Origin of the sequence: Thermomonas sp. LB-4 (genome assembly GCF_036409385.1) — a bacterium.
GTDB lineage: Bacteria > Pseudomonadota > Gammaproteobacteria > Xanthomonadales > Xanthomonadaceae > Thermomonas.
This window is the reverse complement of sequence record NZ_JAXOFT010000035.1, coordinates 1-15,473: the sequence shown is the minus strand read 5'-3', so window position 1 is coordinate 15,473 and position 15,473 is coordinate 1. Positions and strand designations below refer to the sequence as shown.

The following is a 15,473-nucleotide window of genomic DNA, read 5'->3' as shown; positions in this document are numbered from 1 at the left end:
CAGACCACCCATCACCCGCATCCAACTGAACAACGTAGTGGGTTTACACAGCTAGTCGCCCGGCCGTTACCGGCTTGCGCCGTCGTAGGCAACGACCTTCAGGGTCGCCAGATCCAGGTCCGGCAGGCAGCGCAGGTTGACCGCGGCCATCGGCGCACCGGTGGCTGGATCGGTGCCGTCGCTGAAGGGCGCCACCCCGCAGGTGGGGCAGAAGTGGTGGCGGATGGCATGGGTATTGAAGGTGTAGGTCGCCATGTTCGCTTCCGGCGTGCGCAGCACCAGCGCGGCGCGCGGGAAGAACGCAAGCAGGCCGCCGCGGCGGCGGCACAGCGAGCAATTGCAGTCGATGGCCGTTTCGATCGGCCCCTCGACCGTGAACGCGATGGCGCCGCAATGGCAGCTGCCCTGGTGGACCGTCATGCCTGCCTCCCGTCGGACGTGACTACCGGCATGTTGCCACGTCCCGGCGCTTCGCACATCGTGGTGGCAACTTTGCCTGCATTCCGCCGGAGAACCCATGCCTTGCCACCGGGTATCAGTCGCCCTGTCCATCTTGCTCGCGCTGTCATCGGCTCCCTTGCTGGCCAAGACTCCGGCAGCGGCTGCGCCCCTGTCGCCCGCCACCGCCTGCCCCGCCATCCCGCTGGCCGCAGCCGATGCCAGCGCGGTGCGCGCGCCCAGCGCGGCGGACGCCTGGGGCGGCCCGCGCAGGCCAGATGCCGCCACCCTCTCCGACCGTGTGGTCTCTTACTCCATCGACGCCGAACTGGACCCGGTCAAGCACACCCTGCGCGGCAAGCAGCAGCTGACCTGGCGCAATCGCAGCGCGCAGCCGGTGTGCAGCGTGTACGTGCACCTGTACCTCAACGCTTTCGAGGGCCCGGGCAGCACCTTCATGACCGAACAGCGGGCCAGCGAGCAGGGCTTCCGCAGCAACGTCGCCACCCGGGACGGCGAATACGGCTACATCCGCCTGGACAAGGTGGCGCAGGGCGGCCAACCGGCGAAGTGGACGTTCGTGCAGCCCGACAACGGCCCATCGAGCGACCGCAGCGTGGTCCGCATCGACCTGCCGCAGCCGGTCGCGCCGGGCGCCAGCACCACGCTGGACATCGACTTCTTCGACCAGCTGCCGCGGGTGGTGGCGCGCACCGGTTACTACGGCAGCTTCCACCTGGTGGCCCAGTGGTTCCCGAAGATCGGCGTGCTGGAGCTGCCGGGCGAGCGCGGCGCCACCGCGCCGCGCTGGAACGCCCACGAGTTCCACCTGCACAGCGAGTTCTACGCCGACTACGGCAGTTATGACGTGCGCATCACCGTACCGAAGGACTACATCGTCGGCGCCACCGGCCAGCTGACCGGCGCGCCGGTCGAGAAGGGCGGCAAAACCACCCACCGCTATGTCCAGCACGACGTGCACGACTTCGCCTGGACCGCGGACAAGCGCTACGCCAAACCGCTGGTGAAGACCTGGAAAGGGCCGCTGGGGCCGGTCGAGGTCAAGGTGCTGTACACCCCGGAATACGAAAGCAACGCCGAGCCGGTGCTGCAGGCCACCATCGACTCGCTGGACTTCTTCTCGAAGACGCTCGGGCCGTACCCGTACAAGACCGCCACCGCGGTGGTGCCGCCCTACGGCGCCGACGAGGCCGGCGGCATGGAGTACCCGACCTTCTTCACCGCCGACAGCACCAAGATGGTGGCGCCGGGCAGCATCGGCCGCTGGATGCTGGACTTCGTGACCGTGCACGAATTCGGCCACGGCTACTTCTACGGCATCCTGGGTTCGAACGAGTTCGAGGAACCGATGCTCGACGAGGGCATGAACGAGTACTGGGACCAGCGGATGATGACCGAACGCAAGCAGGACCTGGCGCTGGAGAGGCCATGGACCCGCTGGTTCAACATCGGCTTCCGCATCCATCCGTTCCAGATGGAGCGCCTGGGCGCCAGCCTCGCGGACCCTGCCGACCCGCTGGGCCGCAATTCTTGGACGCGCCTGTCCAGCGGCAGCTACGGCACGGTGTACTCGCGCAGCGCCACCGCCATGCGCCAGATCGAGGCCTTGGTGGGCACCCCCGCGATGGAACGCGCGATGAAGCTGTACTACGAACGCTGGAAGTTCCGCCATCCATCGCTGGCCGACCTGCGCGCCACGCTGGCAGAGGGCACCGGCAAGCCCGCCATCGTCAACGCGGCGTTCGACGCCTACATCTACGGCACAAGCCGCACCGACGATCGGGTGGAAAGCCTGTCGAGCCGCGAGGTGCTGCCGCTGCCGGGCTACTACGAGTACAAGGGCAGGCAGGTACTGGTGGGCAGCAAGGCCATCGACAAGGCGGTCGAGAAGCGCCGCAAGGCGTGGAAGGACAAGCACCCGGAGGCGAAGGCCGGCCAGGGCGCGTTCCCCTACCGCACCGTGGTGGTGGTACGGCGCGACGCGGCCAAGCCGCCGCAGTTGCTGCGCATCCGCTTCGCCGACGGCAGCCACCGCGACTTCCCGGTGACTTCGCAGGAGAGCTGGCAGCGCGTCGTGGTGACCACCCGCGCCAAGGCCGTTTCCGCCGAGCTGGATCCCGACCACCTCGTCTGGATGGACGCCAACAAGCTCAACGACGGCCGCACGCTGGAAGCGCAGCCCGCCGCCTCGCGCCGCTGGTTCGGTGATTTCGCTGCCCTCCTGCAGTCCTTCTTCGCCCTGCTGGCCACCGTCTGAGGCGCACATCATGAACACCACGAATCGTCCGCTCCGCGCCCGCACTTCGGTTCCTCGCGCCCTGGCCGGAGCCCTGCAATGGCGCCTGCTGCTGCTGTGGATCGGCGCCACCCTGCTGTGCGCGCTGGTCGGCGCCCTGCCCGTGTGGAACTGGCTGGCCAGCCTGCTCGACCACGCCGTACAGGCCCCGACGATCGCCGAAGGCCGCGCCCCGGCGCTGCTGTTGGAGGCGTTGACCGCCCGCACCACGCCGATGGGCGTGCTGTCCGGGAGCCTGCTGGCCAGCACCCTGCTGATGCTGCTGCTGTCGCCGCTGCTGGCCGGCGCCACCGTGACCGCGGCGCGCAGCCGCGCACCGCTGGGGTTTGGCGACCTGCTGCGCGGCGGCGTCGGCGACTACGGTCCGATGCTGCGCCTGCTGCTGTGGTCGGCGATTCCGCTGGGCGTGGCCGCCGCGATCCTGATGGGCGCGGTCGGCTTCAACGAGAAAGCCCACGAACACGCGATCCTTGCCGCCGATGTGGAGCGTGGCCGCGACATCGCGCTGGCCGTGGGCGGCATCCTGCTGCTGCTCGCCCATGCCGGCATCGAGGCAGGCCGCGGCTGGCTGGCCGCCGACGCGCGCCTGCGCTCGGCGTTCAAGGCCTGGTGGCGCGGCACCAGGCTGCTGTGCCGGCGGCCGATCGCAGTGCTTTCGGCCTACGTACTGCCCACCGTGCTGGCGCTGGCGCTGGCGGCCGGGCTGCTGGCGCTGCGCCAGCGGGTGGATGCCAGCGACATGGGGGGCTTCCTGCTGGCGCTGCTGCTGGGCTGCAGCATGGCCGCCGCGCTGGCCTGGGGCAAGGTGGCGCGCCTGTTTGCGCTGCGCGCACTGGCCGAGGACGCCCACGCCCGCCGTTGAACCCCGTGATTCACGGTAAGATGCGGCCCGGGGCAAGCCTGGGGAAGCTGGAGCGTGGCATTTTTCGGCCTATTGAAACGGATGCGTGCCTGGGCGCCGGGCAAGCCTGCGCCTGCCGCCAACCCGGCCGGGCGTCCGCCTGCCAACGGGCACTCCGCCGACCCGCAGTCGGAGGTCCTCGCAGACGAGGCCACCCACGACAGCGCGGCGGACCGCCGCGAGCGTGAACGCCGCAGCGCCCGCCCCGGCACCCGCATCCTGGTGGTCGACGATTCCCCCACCATCGTCGCCCTGCTCAAGCGGATGCTGGTGCAGAACCACTTCGAAGTGCTGGTGGCCTACGACGGCGAGAGCGCGCTGGAAATCGCCCACCGCGAGCGCCCCGACCTGATCTTCCTCGACATCGTGCTGCCCGGCATCGACGGGTTCAGCGCGCTGCGCAAACTCCGGCGCGACGAAGCAACCCGCAACGTACCGATCATCATGATCAGCGGCAACGCCCAGGCCACCGAGCAGTTCTACGTGCAGCGCATCGGCGCCGACGATTTCATGAAGAAACCCTTTTCGCGCGCGGAGGTATTCAGCCGCATCGAGCACCTGCTGGACGAGCAGGGCGTGCCGCGCCACGCCAGCCGTCGCACCGAGGCCCCTGCGGCCACGCGCTGAGGCCCGCAAGCGAAGAAGGGGCCGCCAGGCCCCTCCTCCGTTCGCGCCATCAACGTGTTGGCTGCGGCTCCACCTCGACCAGCACGCGGACCCGTTCTCCGGGGTGGTAGTCCATGCGCCGGGTATGGCGTCGGCCGTTGTATTCGTAGGTCACGTCGTAGCCCCCGGCCCCGTCCTCGCGATAGTCCGGGTAGCCGCCGCGCACCGGTACCGGATCGCAGACCCGCACGGTGCCCACCTGCCGGCGACTGCGCTGGTTCTGGTCGTAGATTTCGCGCCCGGCCATGCCGCCCAGCATCGAACCGACGGCCGCGGCGGCGTAGCTGCCGCTGCCGCCGCCCACCTTGCTTCCCAGCACCGCGCCGGCAATGCCACCCACCACGGTGGCGACATTGCGCCCGGTCTCGCTGCCGTAGCCGCTGCGGCCGTCGTAACCGCCATGGCGGCGGTCGTAATCATCGTAGCGGCCGTCGTCGCGATAACCGCCGTAGCCATCGCCGTCGTAGCCATAGCCGCCGGCAGTGGTGGTTTCGTAGCAGCGGCGATCGCTGCTATAGGTCTGGCGGTAGCCGCCGCCACCCAGCACCGGATCGACCCGGACCACCCGCGCATAGTCGTAATAGCGGTCGCCTTCGGCGTAACCGGGACCGTCATGGCGGCCATAGCCCGCGGACTGGGCGAAGGCGATGTTGCCGCCGGCGGCAAGGCCGATGGCGAGCAGGCTGGCAAGGAGGCGCTTCATGTCAGGCTCCGGTCGCCGGGGAAGGGAAAGGACCGGCGCGGCTTGCACATTGCGCAGACGTGCTTGACGCGAAGCTGAACCGGGCGGACGCAGGCGAATCTGTTTAACAACGCGACAGCCCGCTCATGCTGCAGCGCAAGAGGACAATCGCCGTGGCTGCGCTAAGGTGAATGCCCGCCATGACCGCCCGCCGAGCGCCCACCGCTCCGGCGCGAAGCGCGGACAGCCATGACGCCACGTCCATTCGCATGCGAAGGAGGAACGGGCTCATGTCCTATTCGACCCAGCAGATCCGCAACGTGGCCCTGGCGGGCCACCCCGGCGCCGGCAAAACCACCCTGTTCGAAGCCCTGCTGCATGCCGGTGGCGCACTCCAGGCGGCAGGCACCGTCGAGCGCGGCAATACCGTGTCCGACTTCGACCCGCTGGAACGCGAGCGCGGCCATTCCATCGATGCCGGGATCGCCAGCGTCGAACGCGCCGGCCTGCATCTCAACCTGATCGACACGCCCGGCTACCCGGATTTCCGCGGCCCCGCGCTGGCCGCGCTGGGCGCGGTGGAAACGGTGGCGATCGTGGTGGATGCCGACACCGGCATCGGCCACGGCACCCGCCGGATGATGGAATACGCCAGGCAGCGCGGGCTGTGCCGCGCCATCGTGGTGAACAAGATCGACCACGCCGGCCACGACCTGGCCGCGCTGCTGGACATGCTGCGGGTGGAATTCGGCCCCGAGGTGTTGCCGCTGAACCTGCCGGCCGACGGTGGCACCCGCGTGGCCGACTGCTTCGGCAGCCAGCACGGCGACAGCGACCTGGGCCCGGTGGCGGACTGGCACCAGAAGATCATCGACCAGGTGGTGGAGATCAACGAAGCCGTGATGGACCACTACCTGGACGTCGGCGAGGGCGGCCTGTCTGGGGCCGAACTGCACGACGCCTTCGAGCAGTGCCTGCGCGAAGGGCACCTGGTGCCGGTGTGCTTCGTCTCCGCGCGCAGCGGCGTGGGCGTGCCGGCATTGCTGGACATCGCCCAGACGCTGTTCCCGCATCCCGGCGAAGCCAATCCGCCCCCGTTCGTGAAAGGCCGCGGCAGCGACGCGCAGCCGATCGTCGCGCGCCCCGACCCGGACGCGCACGTGATCGCCGACGTGTTCAAGATCGTCAACGACCCCTTTGTCGGCAAGCTGGGCATCTTCCGCGTCTACCAGGGCACGGTGCGCAAGGACATGCAGCTGTTCGTCGACGATGGCCGCAAGCCGTTCAAGGTTGCGCATCTGTACCGGCTCAGGGGCAAGGACCATATCGAGATCGGCCAGGCCATCCCCGGCGACATCGCCGCGGTGGCGAAGATCGACGAGCTGCATTTCGACGCGGTGCTGCACGATTCGCACGACGAGGACCAGATCCACCTGGCGCCGATGGCGTTCCCGAAGCCGATGTTCGGGCTGGCGGTGGCGCCGGCCAGCAAGGGCCAGGAACAGAAGCTGGCAACCGCCCTGCACAAGCTGACCGAGGAAGACCCGGCGTTCGCGGTCGAGCACAACGGCGAGACCAACGAGACGGTGATCCGCGGCCTGTCCGACCTGCACCTGCGGGTCATGCTGCAACGCCTGAAGGATCGCCACGGCGTGGAGGTGGACACCCATCCGCCGCGCATCGCCTACCGGGAAACCATCAGTGGCAGGGCCGAGGGCCACCACCGGCACAAGAAGCAGACCGGCGGCGCGGGCCAGTTCGGGGAGGTGTTCCTGCGCGTCGAACCGTTGCCGCGCGGCGCCGGCTTCGAGTTCGTGGACGAGGTGAAGGGCGGCACCATTCCCGGCCAGTTCCTGCCGGCGGTGGAAAAAGGCGTGCGCCAGGTGCTGGCCGGCGGCGCGGTGGCCGGCTTCCCGATCCAGGACGTGCGGGTGGTGGTCTACGACGGCAAGCATCACCCGGTGGACAGCAAGGAGGTCGCATTCGTGGCGGCAGGCAAGCGCGCCTTCCTGGAGGCGATCGCCAAGGCGCAGCCGCAAGTGCTGGAGCCGATCGTCGAGCTGGAAGTCAGCGCCCCCGAGCAGCACATGGGCGACGTCAGCGGCGGGTTGGCCTCCAAGCGCGCCCGCATCAGCGGCACCGACACCTTGCGCGGCGGCGAGATCGTGGTGCGTGCGCAGGTGCCGCTGTCGGAGCTGGAAGGCTATGCCGCGGAGCTGAAGTCGGCCACCGCGGGGCGCGGCCGCTACGCACTGGACTTCAGCCACTACGAGCCGGTGCCGGCGCAGGTGCAGAAAAAACTGGCCGAAGCCTACCGGCCGCACCCGGAGGAGGACTGAACGGCCCCGGCCGCGTGAGCGCCGCCGGGGCGCAGGTCAGCGCTTGGGCTTGAGCATCGTGCCGGTGCAGTCCTTCGCGCCGCAGTGGCAGGCCCAGATCTTCTTCAGGCGGGGCGTGTGGCGCTCGGCCAGCGTGATGCCGTAGTCGTAGGTCAGCTCTTCGCCCGGCCTGATCGCGCGGATCGCCTCGATGAACACGCGCGACTGCTTCGGATCGGCCTCGTCTTCCACCATCACCGCCTCGCAGTTCGGCGCGCAGCTGTGGTTTATCCAGCGCGCGTCGTTGCCCTCGAAGTTGGCATCGATCACCCAATCCTCGTTGAGGGTGAACAGGAAGGTGTGGCCGCTCTCGATGTCGCCGCTATCGCCCGCGTCGACCTCCTCGTGGGTGCGGCGGCGGCCCTTGTATTCGATCAGGCGCTCGCCCTTGTCGATCGGCAGCGCGGCGAACACGCCGTTGCCGTGGATGGCGGACTTGCGGGTGGCGATCTTCTTCGGCATCGGTGCGGCGCGTTATCGGGAGTGCCCCCATTGTGCCCAGCCGTGCGGCTGCCGTCACCGCGGCGTGGGCGCCGGATCCGCGCCGTGCGTCGCTGCGCGCTCAGCGCAACAGCCAGCCGGCGGCACCCGTCCAGTACAGCGCCATGCCGATGCCGAACAGCGTCCAGAACAGCTTCTTCGCGCTGCGTGCCAGCCGCCACGCCAGGAACAGGGCGCCGCCCACCAGCAGCCAGCGCAACAGCCGCGACCGCTCCGGGCCGGGGGCGGCGCGCGCCGCGCGCTCGACCAGTTCACCCACGCCAGCCTGCAGCTGGTCGGCGAATGTGGTGCGGGATCGGGTCTGGGTCTGCATGGCGTTCTCCTGCGTCCGGAGTGGACGCCGCCCATTCTCCGCAGCCGTACTGCCGATGGCAGGGAACCTCGTCAGCCATCGCGGCTGACAGCTGTCATCCGCCGGACTGTGCGCCGCCCGCGTCAACCGCGGGTGGCGCCGACGCGTTGCCGCTGTGTCCCCACGCAGGAACGCCCGCCATGGCCCCGCGCTTCCCGATCCCCACCGGCCTGCTCGCACTTTGCCTGATCGCCACCGCCGCCACGCCGGCACCGACCCAGCAGCGCCTGCGCGAACGCCTCGCCCAGCGGATGGAGCCCCAGCGTGCCGCCGCCGGGCGGGCCGATCGCGCCACCACTCCCGCGGGCGCACGGGTTGAGCGCGACATCGCCTACGGCCCGCACCCCAGGCAGCGCTACGACGTCTACCTGCCCACACATCCTCGTCCCGATGCGCCGGTCCTGCTGATGGTCCATGGCGGTGGTTGGCGCACCGGGGACAAAGCGCTGGCGCGGGTGGTGGACCACAAGGCAGCCTGGTGGCTGGACCAGGGCTTCATCTTCGTCTCCGTCAACTACCGGCTGGTGCCCGACGCAGATCCGCTGACCCAGGCCCGGGACGTCGCGGCGGCGGTGGCGGCCGTGCAGCGGCGGGCGACGGCCTGGGGCGGCGATCCCGGCCGCCTGCTGCTGATGGGCCATTCCGCCGGCGCCCACCTCGTCGCCCTGCTGGGCAGCGACCCCGCGCTGCTTCGGCACGCCGGCGCACGCCGCCCGCTGGGCGTGGTGTCGCTGGACAGCGGCGCGCTGGATGTCCCCACGCTCATGGCACAGCCGCGGCTGCCGCAGCTGTACCGCGACGCCTTCGGTAGCGATCCGGCGTTCTGGGCGTCGGCCTCGCCTCGGCAGCAGCTCCGGCGCCGCGCGCTGCCGATGCTGCTGGTCTGTTCCAGCACCCGCCGCTTCCCCACCGCGCCCTGCGCCGAGGCGCGCAGCTTCGCCGCCCACGCCGCCGCCCTGCAGGTGCCGATGCAGGTGCTGCCGGAGGCACTGACGCATTCGGAGATCAACGACAACCTGGGCCTGCCCTCGGCCTATACCACCAAGGTCCAGGCCTGGATCGAACGGGTCTTGATGCAGGTCAGCCGCTGAAACTTGGCGGCGGCGGCGCCAAAACGTACAATTTCAGTCCAGATTCCCCCGCTGCCCCGCCCCGCCATGCTCCGCGTCACCCGGCTGACCGATTACGCCACCGTTGTCATGACCGTGCTCGCCGCGCGGCCGGATGCGGTGATGAGCGCGCCGGAGCTGGCCGAGCGCGCCGGGCTTGAAGCGCCCACCGTGGCCAAGGTGCTCAAGCCACTGGCCGCTGCCGGGCTGGTGGCCGGCTTCCGCGGCGCCAACGGCGGCTACCGGCTTGCCCGTCCGGCCGATGCGATCAGCCTGGTCGAGATCGTGGAGGCGATGGAAGGCCCGCTGGGAATGACCGAATGCAGCGTGCCCAGCGGCCAATGCGGGATCGAGCACAGCTGCGGCGTGCGCGCCAACTGGCGCCGCATCAACGACGTGGTGGCCGAAGCGCTGGGCAACATTTCGCTGGAGCAGATGCTGCAACCGCCGCAACGTCCCGCGCGCGGGCGCATCGCCGCCCGCCTGGCGCAGGCCTGAGGAACACCCCATGACCGACCCACAGAACGCCGCGCCGCAGAACGCGCAGATCCATGCCCAGCTGGGGCGCAAATACGACGCCGGTTTCATCACCGACATCGAAACCGATTCGCTGCCACCCGGCCTGAGCGAGGACATCATCCGCGCGCTGTCGGCCAAGAAGCACGAGCCCGAGTGGATGACGCAGTGGCGGCTGGAGGCCTACCGCCACTTCCTGACCATGAAACAGCCGGACTGGGCGAAGCTCTCGATCGGCCCGATCGACCTGCAGGCGCTGAGCTACTACAGCGCGCCCAAGGGCCCGAAGTACAAGTCGCTGGACGAGGTGCCGAAGGAACTGCTGGACACCTACGACAAGCTGGGCGTGCCGCTGCACGAGCGCGCCAAGCTGGCCGGCGTGGCGGTGGACGCGGTGTTCGACTCGGTCAGCGTGGGCACCACCTTCAAGAAGGAACTGGCCGCGGTCGGGGTGATCTTCACCTCGATGAGCGACGCCATCCTCAACCACCCGGACCTGGTGAAGAAGTACCTCGGCACGGTGGTGCCGGTGGGCGACAACTACTTCGCCGCGCTCAACTCGGCGGTGTTCTCCGACGGCAGCTTCGTCTACATCCCCAAGGGCGTGCGCTGCCCGATGGAACTGTCCACCTACTTCCGCATCAACGCCGGCCACACCGGCCAGTTCGAGCGCACCCTGATCATCTGCGAGGACAAGGGCCACGTGTCCTACCTCGAGGGCTGCACCGCGCCGATGCGCGACGAGAACCAGCTGCACGCGGCGGTGGTGGAGCTGGTCGCGCTGGAAGACGCCGAGATCAAGTATTCGACCGTGCAGAACTGGTACCCCGGCGACGAGAACGGCGTCGGCGGCATCTACAACTTCGTCACCAAGCGCGCCGAATGCCGCGGCGCGCGCAGCAAGGTGACCTGGACGCAGGTGGAGACCGGCAGCGCGATCACCTGGAAATACCCAAGCTGCGTGCTGACCGGCGACGACTCGACCGGCGAGTTCCACTCGGTCGCGCTGACCCACCACTACCAGCAGGCCGACACCGGCACCAAGATGATCCACATCGGCAAGCGCACCAAGTCGAAGATCGTCAGCAAGGGCATCAGCGCCGGGCGCGGGCAGAACACCTACCGCGGCCTGGTCAAGGTCGCCGCCGGCGCCGACGGCGCGCGCAACCACACCCAGTGCGACTCGCTGCTGATCGGCAAGACCTGCGGCGCGCACACCTTCCCCTACATCGAGGTGAAGAACCCCAGCGCCACCGTCGAGCATGAGGCGACCACCAGCAAGATCAGCGACGACCAGCTGTTCTACTGCCGCAGCCGCGGCATCGGCCAGGAGGACGCGGTGTCGATGATCGTCGACGGCTTCTGCAAGCAGGTGTTCCGCGAACTGCCGATGGAGTTCGCGGTGGAAGCCAAGAAGCTGCTGGACGTGACGCTGGAAGGGGCAGTGGGATGAACGCCCAGCCCCAGCGCAGCCTGCGCTTCCTGGATGCCGACGAGCGGCAGGCCGCCGCGTCGCGCCATTGGCATGCGCGCAGCCATGCCGAACGCCTGCAGGCCGCTCTTGCACTGCATCGCGAAGGCAACGCCCTGTTCAAGGGCGGCAATCCCGCCTTCGTCTTCCAGTGGGAACTGCGCCATGTCCGCGCCCGCTGAGAGCCCGCTGGACAGGGACTGGCGGGACTTCCTGTCCGCCCTCGAAACCCACGGCGTGGAATACATGCTGGTGGGCGGGATCGCCCTGGGTGTGCATGGGCATGTTCGCTACACCAAGGACCTGGATGTCTGGTTCCGTGGCACCGAAGCCAACGCGGAAAAACTCATCGCCGCCCTGCGCAGCTTCGGCTTCCCGGATCTGGCCGCCGCCCCGGCCGCTTTCTGCGAACCGCGCGCGATGCTGGTGCTGGGCAAGGAACCCAACGCGATCGAACTCATCAATTTCGCCGACGGCGTCGATTTCGACGCCTGCTACCCCCGCCGGATCATCGTCCCGCTAGGCGGCGTCCATGTCGCCGTGATCGGACTGGACGATCTGCGCGCAAAGAAGCAAGCCGTTGGCCGTCTGCAAGACCTGGCCGACCTGGAATACCTGCAAGGCGCCGGCGACTCCGGCCCTGGAGACACACATGCTCAAGATCAATGACCTCCATGCCACCGTTGCCGGCAAGGAAATCCTCAAGGGCCTTTCGCTCTCCGTTGCGGCAGGCGAAGTGCACGCCATCATGGGACCGAACGGCGCCGGCAAGTCCACCCTGGGCAACATCCTGGCCGGCCGCGAGGGCTACGAAGTGACCGCCGGCACGGTCGAGTTCGAAGGCAAGCCGCTGCTGGAGCTGGAGCCCGAGGAGCGCGCCGCCGCCGGCGTGTTCCTGGCCTTCCAGTACCCGGTGGAAATTCCCGGCGTGAACAACACCTACTTCCTGCGCGCGGCGTTCAACGCGCAGCGCAAGGCGCGCGGCGAGGTGGAGCTGGACTCAATGCAGTTCCTGAAGCGCGTACGCGAGAAGCTCGCGGTGCTGCACCTGAAGGACGAGTTGCTGCATCGCGGCGTCAACGAAGGCTTTTCGGGCGGCGAGAAGAAGCGCAACGAGATCTTCCAGATGGCGCTGCTGGAACCGAAGCTGGCCATCCTCGACGAGACCGACTCCGGCCTCGACATCGACGCGCTGAAGGCGGTGGCCGACGGCGTCAATGCGCAGCGATCGAACGCGCGCGCCTTCCTGGTCATCACCCACTACCAGCGCCTGCTCGACTACATCAAGCCGGACGTGGTGCATGTACTGGCCAATGGCCGCATCGTTGAAAGTGGCGGGCCAGAACTGGCGCTGCAACTGGAAGCGCATGGCTATGACTGGATCCGCAACCGGCTGGCACCGGAGGCCGCCTGATGGGCGCCCTGCTGGATTCATTGGCCGCAGGTTTCGAAGGCGACGCCAGCCGCCGCGCGCTGCTGGACGAAGTGCTGCGCGACGGAGTTCCGCAGCGCGCCGAAAGCTGGAAATACACCTCGCTGCGCCAGCTGGAGCGCCGCAGTTTCGCGCCGGCGCAGGCGGTCGCCGTCGATGCCGCGCTGCTGGCGGCCATCCCCGCGCCGCGCATCGTGTTCGTGAACGGCCACTTCGACGCCGCGCTGAGCGACCTGTCCACCCTGCCCGCCGGCATCGATGTGCGCCCGCTGTCGCAGCTGCTGCAGGGCGACGATCCGCGCGCGGTGAACTTCCTGGCGCGCCGCTACCAGCGCCCGGACGAGCCCTTCGCCCGCCTCAACGCCGCGCTGGCGCGCGAAGGCGCGGCGATCCGCGTGGAGGCCGGGACGCAGCCGGAATCGCCCCTGCATCTCGTCCACGTCGGCGCGCCGCAGGACGGTGGCGATGCCGCCTGGCACCTGCGCCATTTCGTCGAACTGCGCCAGGGCGCTTCGCTGCAGCTGGTGGAACACGAGCTGGCCGCCGGCGAACACGCCCATCTCGGCAACGCGCTGCTGCACGCGCACGTGGCCGACGGCGCACGCCTGTCGCATGTGCGGGTGCAGGACGCCGCGCCGCGCGCCACCCTGTTCGCACGCACCGACGCCGTGCTGGCACGGGAGGCCGGCTATGCGCGCACCGACCTGGAGCTGGGCGCGGCGCTGTCCCGGCACGAGCTCAACGTGCGGCTGGAGGGCAACGGGGCGTCGCTGCAGGCGGACGGCGTGCTGCTGGCGGACGGACGCCGCCACGTCGACACCCGCCTCGGCATCGACCACATCGCCCGCGACACCCGCTGCGACCTGACCTGGCGCGGCCTGGCCGGGCAGCGCGGCCACGCCGTGTTCCACGGCGGCATCACCATCCACGCCGGCGCGGATGGCACCGAAGCCGACCTGTCGAACAAGAACCTGCTGCTGTCCGCCGACGCCGAGATCGACACCCAGCCGGTCCTGGTGATCCACGCCGACGAGGTCAAGGCCGCGCATGGCGCCACGGTCGGCCAGCTCGACCCCACCGCGCTGTTCTATCTGCGTTCGCGCGGGTTGCCCGAGCCGCAGGCGCGCGCGCTGCTGACCGGCGCGTTCTGCCGCGAGGTGCTCAACGCCATCGGCGACGGCGCCACCCGCGCACTGGCCGACGCCGCGCTGGATCGCGCCCTGGCGAGGCTGGGCGCGTGAACATGGAAGCGGCATCGGCGATCGACTGGGCCAGGGTGCGCAGCGACTTCCCGCTGCTGCAGCGGACCGTGCATGGCAAGCCGCTGGTCTATTTCGATTCCGCCAACACCGGGCAGAAGCCCGAAGCGGTGATCGCGGCCACAGACGACTTCTACCGCCGCCACAACGCCAACGTCAGCCGCGCCGTGCACGCGCTCGGCAGCGAGGCCACCGAAGCCTACGAGGGCGCGCGCGGCAAGCTGGCGCGCTTCCTCAACGTGCGCGGCGACGAGCTGATCCTGTGCAGCGGCACCACCTTCGCCATCAACCTGGTGGCGTATTCGTGGGGCCTGCCGCGGCTCAAGACGGGCGATGCCATCCTCGTCACCCGCATGGAGCACCACGCCAACATCGTGCCCTGGCAGCTCATCGCCCAGCGCACCGGCGCGACCCTGAAGGTGGCGGAGCTGCTGCCCGACGGCAGCCTCGACCCGGATGCGCTGTCAGCGGCGATGACCCCCGACGTCAAGCTGCTGGCGCTGGCCCACGTCAGCAACGTGCTGGGCACCGTCAATCCGGTTGCCGACATCTGCCGCGAAGCGCGCAGGCGCGGGATCGTCACCGTGGTCGACGGCTCGCAGGCGGCGCCGCACATGCCGGTGGACATCCCGGCGGTCGGCTGCGACTTCTATGCGATCACCGGCCACAAGATGAGCGGGCCCACCGGGACGGGCGCGCTGTGGGCGCGGCGCGACCACATCGATGCCATGCCCCCGTTCCTGGGCGGCGGCGAGATGATCAGGGAAGTGAGCTTCGACGGCACGGTGTTCAACGAAGGCCCGCACAAGTTCGAGGCCGGCACCCCCAACATCGCCGGCTTCGTCGGGCTGGGCGCGGCGGTGGACTACCTGTCGGCCATCTGCATGGCCAACATCGCCGCGCGCGAACAGGCGCTGCTGGCGCACGCCACCGACGAGCTGCTGAAGATCGATGGCCTGCGCATCTACGGCACCGCCCCGCACAAGGCCGCAGTGATCAGCTTCGCCATCGCCGGCACCCACTCGCACGACCTGGCCACCCTGCTCGACCTGGAAGGCATCGCGGTGCGCAGCGGCCAGCACTGCGCGCATCCGCTGCTGCAGTGGCTGGGCGTGGGCACGACCTGCCGCGCATCGCTGGCGTTCTACAACACCCACGAAGAAGTCGAACGCTTCATCGCCGCGCTGCGCAAGGTACGCCAGCTGCTGGCTTGAGCCCGCGACGGCGGCCCGAATCCGGGCCCGCCGGAGCGGGCGCCATCGGGCATACCGCCGCGGAGGGCCGGGATGCGGCCGTCCGCGGCGCCCCCTAGAGCCGGAACACCGCCACCGCGACGCTGAGCTGGCGCGCCTGCTCTTCCATCGAGCGGGCCGCGGCGGTGGCCTCTTCCACCAGTGCCGCGTTCTGCTGGGTGGTTTCGTCCATCTGGGTCACCGTGCGGTTGACCTGCT

General features: G+C 69.5%; 16 protein-coding genes and 1 pseudogene. 12 read left to right on the top strand and 5 right to left on the bottom strand.

Annotation, left to right across the window (positions count from 1 at the left end):
* Positions 1-66 precede the first annotated feature (66 nt).
* Positions 67-420 (bottom strand): GFA family protein, encoded by a 354-nt coding sequence (locus SPK54_RS12925; RefSeq protein WP_330948298.1) that lies wholly within the window; start codon positions 418-420, stop codon positions 67-69.
* A gap of 157 nt (positions 421-577) precedes the next feature.
* On the opposite strand from SPK54_RS12925, the gene SPK54_RS12920 reads away from it, so the two are divergent.
* The 3 genes from SPK54_RS12920 (at position 578) to SPK54_RS12910 (ending at position 4,283) form a co-directional block, all read left to right on the top strand.
* On the top strand, positions 578-2,716 hold the full coding sequence (locus tag SPK54_RS12920) for a M1 family metallopeptidase (RefSeq protein WP_330948297.1): 2,139 nt from the start codon (positions 578-580) through the stop codon (positions 2,714-2,716).
* A gap of 10 nt (positions 2,717-2,726) precedes the next feature.
* Positions 2,727-3,617, top strand: coding sequence for a hypothetical protein (locus SPK54_RS12915; protein ID WP_330948296.1), 891 nt, complete (start codon positions 2,727-2,729; stop codon positions 3,615-3,617).
* A gap of 81 nt (positions 3,618-3,698) precedes the next feature.
* The gene (locus tag SPK54_RS12910; protein ID WP_330948295.1) at positions 3,699-4,283 is read left to right on the top strand and encodes a response regulator; all 585 of its coding nucleotides are present in this window, start codon (positions 3,699-3,701) and stop codon (positions 4,281-4,283) included.
* A gap of 49 nt (positions 4,284-4,332) precedes the next feature.
* Here the strand turns inward: SPK54_RS12910 and SPK54_RS12905 are convergent, their stop codons facing one another.
* Positions 4,333-5,025, bottom strand: coding sequence for a glycine zipper 2TM domain-containing protein (locus SPK54_RS12905; protein ID WP_330948294.1), 693 nt, complete (start codon positions 5,023-5,025; stop codon positions 4,333-4,335).
* Positions 5,026-5,294: 269 nt separating this feature from the next.
* Between SPK54_RS12905 and fusA the strand changes: the two genes are divergently transcribed.
* Positions 5,295-7,343 carry an elongation factor G gene (gene fusA / locus SPK54_RS12900; RefSeq protein WP_330948293.1) on the top strand — a complete coding sequence of 683 codons (2,049 nt, stop codon included), beginning with the start codon at positions 5,295-5,297 and terminating at the stop codon, positions 7,341-7,343.
* Positions 7,344-7,379: 36 nt separating this feature from the next.
* On the opposite strand, the gene SPK54_RS12895 is transcribed toward fusA, so the two are convergent.
* Together SPK54_RS12895 and SPK54_RS12890 are read right to left on the bottom strand one after the other, a co-directional pair.
* Positions 7,380-7,844: an SET domain-containing protein-lysine N-methyltransferase gene (locus SPK54_RS12895; protein WP_330948292.1), complete on the bottom strand. Its 465-nt coding sequence runs from the start codon at positions 7,842-7,844 to the stop codon at positions 7,380-7,382.
* Positions 7,845-7,944: 100 nt separating this feature from the next.
* Positions 7,945-8,196, bottom strand: coding sequence for a hypothetical protein (locus SPK54_RS12890; RefSeq protein WP_330948291.1), 252 nt, complete (start codon positions 8,194-8,196; stop codon positions 7,945-7,947).
* 179 nt (positions 8,197-8,375) lie between these two features.
* Here SPK54_RS12890 and SPK54_RS12885 point away from each other — a divergent pair, with 179 nt between their 5' ends.
* The 8 genes from SPK54_RS12885 to SPK54_RS12850 all read left to right on the top strand — a co-directional run bounded on the left by SPK54_RS12885 (position 8,376) and on the right by SPK54_RS12850 (position 15,236).
* Positions 8,376-9,326, top strand: a complete 951-nt coding sequence (locus SPK54_RS12885; RefSeq protein ID WP_330948290.1) for an alpha/beta hydrolase — start codon at positions 8,376-8,378, stop codon at positions 9,324-9,326.
* Between the two features lie 66 nt (positions 9,327-9,392).
* Positions 9,393-9,842, top strand: a complete 450-nt coding sequence (locus tag SPK54_RS12880; protein WP_330948289.1) for an SUF system Fe-S cluster assembly regulator — start codon at positions 9,393-9,395, stop codon at positions 9,840-9,842.
* Between the two features lie 10 nt (positions 9,843-9,852).
* Positions 9,853-11,313, top strand: coding sequence for a Fe-S cluster assembly protein SufB (sufB, locus tag SPK54_RS12875; RefSeq protein WP_330948288.1), 1,461 nt, complete (start codon positions 9,853-9,855; stop codon positions 11,311-11,313).
* A complete protein-coding gene (locus SPK54_RS12870; RefSeq protein WP_330948287.1) occupies positions 11,310-11,513 on the top strand; it encodes a hypothetical protein in 204 nt (67 codons plus the stop codon). Before sufB ends, SPK54_RS12870 begins: the two co-directional genes overlap by 4 nt.
* A complete protein-coding gene (locus tag SPK54_RS12865; RefSeq protein ID WP_330948286.1) occupies positions 11,497-12,000 on the top strand; it encodes a hypothetical protein in 504 nt (167 codons plus the stop codon). The genes SPK54_RS12870 and SPK54_RS12865 overlap by 17 nt, the downstream gene beginning before the upstream one ends.
* Positions 11,984-12,745 (top strand): Fe-S cluster assembly ATPase SufC, encoded by a 762-nt coding sequence (gene sufC, locus SPK54_RS12860; RefSeq protein WP_330948285.1) that lies wholly within the window; start codon positions 11,984-11,986, stop codon positions 12,743-12,745. The genes SPK54_RS12865 and sufC overlap by 17 nt, the downstream gene beginning before the upstream one ends.
* A complete protein-coding gene (sufD, locus tag SPK54_RS12855; protein ID WP_330948284.1) occupies positions 12,745-14,004 on the top strand; it encodes a Fe-S cluster assembly protein SufD in 1,260 nt (419 codons plus the stop codon). Before sufC ends, sufD begins: the two co-directional genes overlap by 1 nt.
* Before the next feature lie 2 nt (positions 14,005-14,006).
* Complete coding sequence (locus SPK54_RS12850) at positions 14,007-15,236, top strand: cysteine desulfurase (protein WP_330948299.1); 1,230 nt, start codon at positions 14,007-14,009, stop codon at positions 15,234-15,236.
* A gap of 94 nt (positions 15,237-15,330) precedes the next feature.
* Here the strand turns inward: SPK54_RS12850 and SPK54_RS12845 are convergent.
* Positions 15,331-15,473, bottom strand: a pseudogene (locus SPK54_RS12845) (chemotaxis protein); the annotation flags it as partial.